The sequence below is a fragment of the Okeania hirsuta genome, from assembly GCF_003838195.1.
Lineage (GTDB): Bacteria > Cyanobacteriota > Cyanobacteriia > Cyanobacteriales > Microcoleaceae > Okeania > Okeania hirsuta.
In genome coordinates, this window is sequence record NZ_RCBY01000446.1 from 1 (window position 1) to 3,000 (window position 3,000).

A 3,000-nucleotide genomic window follows, 5' to 3' on the forward strand; every position below is an offset into this window, starting at 1 on the left:
CTCTGATGGGTTGAATTTTGATGATTTTCTGTTTGATTTACTGCCGTTTCTTGAAAATCTATATCTTCTTGAGAGTCCGTTGATTCTGCTGTTAAATCTTCCGAAAAATCAGTGATGCTCTGATGGGTTGAATTTTGATGATTTTCTGTTTGATTTACTGCCGTTTCTTGAAAATCTATATCTTCTTGAGAGTCCGTTGATTCTGCTGTTAAATCTTCCGAAAAATCAGTGATGCTCTGATGGGTTGAATTTTGATGATTTTCTGTTTGATTTACTGCCGTTTCTTGAAAATCTATATCTTCTTGAGAGTTAATTGATTCTCCTGTTAAATCTTCCGAAAAATCAGTGATGCTCTGATGGGTTGAATTTTGATGATTTTCTGTTTGATTTACTGCCGTTTCTTGAAAATCTATATCTTCTTGAGAGTTAATTGATTCTCCTGTTAAATCTTCCGAAAAATCAGTGATGCTCTGATGGGTTGAATTTTGATGATTTTCTGTTTGATTTACTGTAGTTTCTTGAAAATCTATATCTTCTTGAGAGTTAATTGATTCTCCTGTTAAATCTTCCGAAAAATCATTAATGTTCTGCTGATTTTGTTCCGGGTGTTTTGTGATTCTCTGATGGGTTGAATTTTGATGATTTTCTGTTTGATTTACTGTAGTTTCTTGAAAATCTATATCTTCTTGAGAGTCCGTTGATTCTGCTGTTAAATCTTCCGGAAAATCAACTAAGTTTAAATCCACCAATAAACTCAACAAGCGTCTTAACTGTTCAACTGTTTCCGTATTCAGTTCAACAGATTGATTATGATTAATATCTTGTGATTTATTAATCGATTTTTCGTTTAAGTAAGCCATCTATATTCCGATCATTTATGATGGTTGTCTGAGATTAAAAGCTCTTTTTCTAAATCTTTATCTGCTGCTTCTTTGAGTTCGCTCACAAACTCAGTTTTTTTCATTCTCATGCCAACTTCAAACATTATTTCTGCTAAATCATCCCGTGATACTTTCACATCCTTAAGCAAAGAAAAGCGCTTTTCAAGTTCTTCAAATATTTGGGTTTTTAAATGACTAACATCATTCTGTAATTTCTCCCTTGTTTGTGATAAATCTTCCCGTAGAGAAGTTGTTTGATTATCAATAATTTCATTTAAAGCTTCTTTAGTAGTAATAATTTTGCGATTTACTCGCTCAATTTGTTGCTTAGTTTCCACAACATCTTCTTGAGTATTTTGGATATTTAAGTTAATATTCCTAATCTTTTTCTCTATAGAATCAACCGTAGCTTGAAGTTCTGTAGAAAAAGCACTTTTAACTTTCTCTATTTGATTTTTAGTTTCTTCCTTCGCTAAAGATAATTCTGATTCTAGCTTTTCAAAACGATTTTCGTACTCTCTGAGTTTAGAACCGAATATTATATCACGAATTTTGTCAATATTTCCCAGTCTCTCACGCATTTCTTCCTTGCTTAATTCGGCCATATTTTCTCCTTATGTTACGAACTGCCACAGTTCTGAATAAATGTTAAAAAGCGTTTCCTGCGGAATGCTTGGCAAACAGCAGTCCAGCAATCAGCGGTCAGCTTTGCGCCTTTGCGTACCATTCCCGTACAGAAAGGGGATGCGCAACTCCTCCTAAAATTAAGCTACAAGCTAGAATTCGGGGATTTTTTACCGAATAATTAATAATTAATAATTAAACAATTCCGGTTAAAAGCCTGCCCTTTCAAGGGAAAAAAAATAAATTTTTTCCTTACTTGTCAATCCTCTCCCTTTTAGGGATATGCTTTATAAACATCTTTCTTCACATAAAACTTGACAAAAATATCATTTGATGTAATAGAGGCTGAAAGCTCCTAGTGTCCTTGCCATCGCAACGACAAAAAACAACTTTTAGAAGTACACAAGTTAGTCAATTTGTCAAATTAGTAAAATCAAAAAAATGCTCGTAAGCTTTTTATAATAGGCATTATCCACTTTTGTAAAGAATTTTGCTGATAAAGCATAGCTTTTAGGGAGAGGTAATTATCCATTATCAATTATCCATTAATCAACCAAGCTCTTCGGTCTGGACTGCCCTGGAAACAGGTGCCTAATTATATAGACAAATTTTTCCGCTGATAGCTGATAGCTAATAGTTGATAGCTAGTTAAAAATATACTTTCTGATTTTACCACCTAGTTTAGTCTTTTACCGGATTGATTTATTTACGATATTATATTAAGGCTCGCCACACTTTTAACTTTAACCGTACAACTTAATATTGACCAGGAAAGATGAAGAATAAAAAATAACAGGAAAAAAGGTGAAACTTTTACAGAAGCTCTCAAGCGATCGCCTATATGGAAAATGCCACATGACATACTGAGAAACTGGAGCTTCTCATAAGGTGGGATAGAGAGAAAATATAAAATCTAAATGATTGTTGGTTTAATGGTACTACAGTAGAGTTATAAAAAGTGTACCAACAATGGTATTGAATTAACGGTTGTAGTTGACAAATGTCCAAAAAATAGATTAAATATATAATTATAACACTATTAATTAATGGTCTAAAAGTTTCCATAATTGCTTGATGCTCATAAACTTCATCAAAATTTTATAAAACAGGAGCTTTTAGTAAAGAAGTAATGAAGATTTTTGTTTTTGCGGAGATAGGGGTTGATGGTAGATTTGGCTTATGGCTATAGTTTATACAGTAAACAAAAACTTTTACCGAGGCACTTCCGATGATAAACAAAACTTTTGCAACTTTACTCACTGCTGGTTCTATTCTTGTTTCTTCTAGTTTTTCTGCTGCCCATGCAATATCTATGACAGGTGACACATTTATGTTTCACCTGGAAGGTGGTAATAACTTTGGTAGCGATCCTGTTAAACTCAAGGTGACGTTAGAAGATATAGGAAATGATATTAAATTTACTGTAGATGTGCTACAAGAGATGGCAAATGGCACTGGTAATATCGCCGATCTACGAGGATTATTCTTCGATATT

At 33.2% G+C, this 3,000-nt stretch carries 3 protein-coding genes; 1 reads left to right on the forward strand and 2 read right to left on the reverse strand.

Translation table 11 applies throughout. From position 1 onward, the window contains the following. Both D5R40_RS31570 and D5R40_RS31575 read right to left on the reverse strand, forming a co-directional pair. Nucleotides 1–860, reverse strand: an 860-nt coding sequence (locus tag D5R40_RS31570; RefSeq protein ID WP_134239653.1) for a hypothetical protein, incomplete at its 3' end; no start/stop codon positions are given. Nucleotides 861–871: 11 nt separating this feature from the next. After that, nucleotides 872–1,486, reverse strand: a complete 615-nt coding sequence (locus D5R40_RS31575) for a hypothetical protein (protein WP_124155780.1) — start codon at nt 1,484–1,486, stop codon at nt 872–874. A gap of 1,247 nt (nt 1,487–2,733) precedes the next feature. Between D5R40_RS31575 and D5R40_RS31580 the strand changes: the two genes are divergently transcribed. Further along, the coding region (locus D5R40_RS31580) for a hypothetical protein (protein WP_134239654.1) at nt 2,734–3,000 on the forward strand (267 nt) is incomplete at its 3' end.

What these genes read in the sequence shown, in the direction of transcription:
- D5R40_RS31575 (WP_124155780.1), bottom strand. Translation starts at nt 1,486, where the DNA reads ATGGCCGAATTAAGCAAGGAAGAAATGCGTGAGAGACTGGGAAATATT.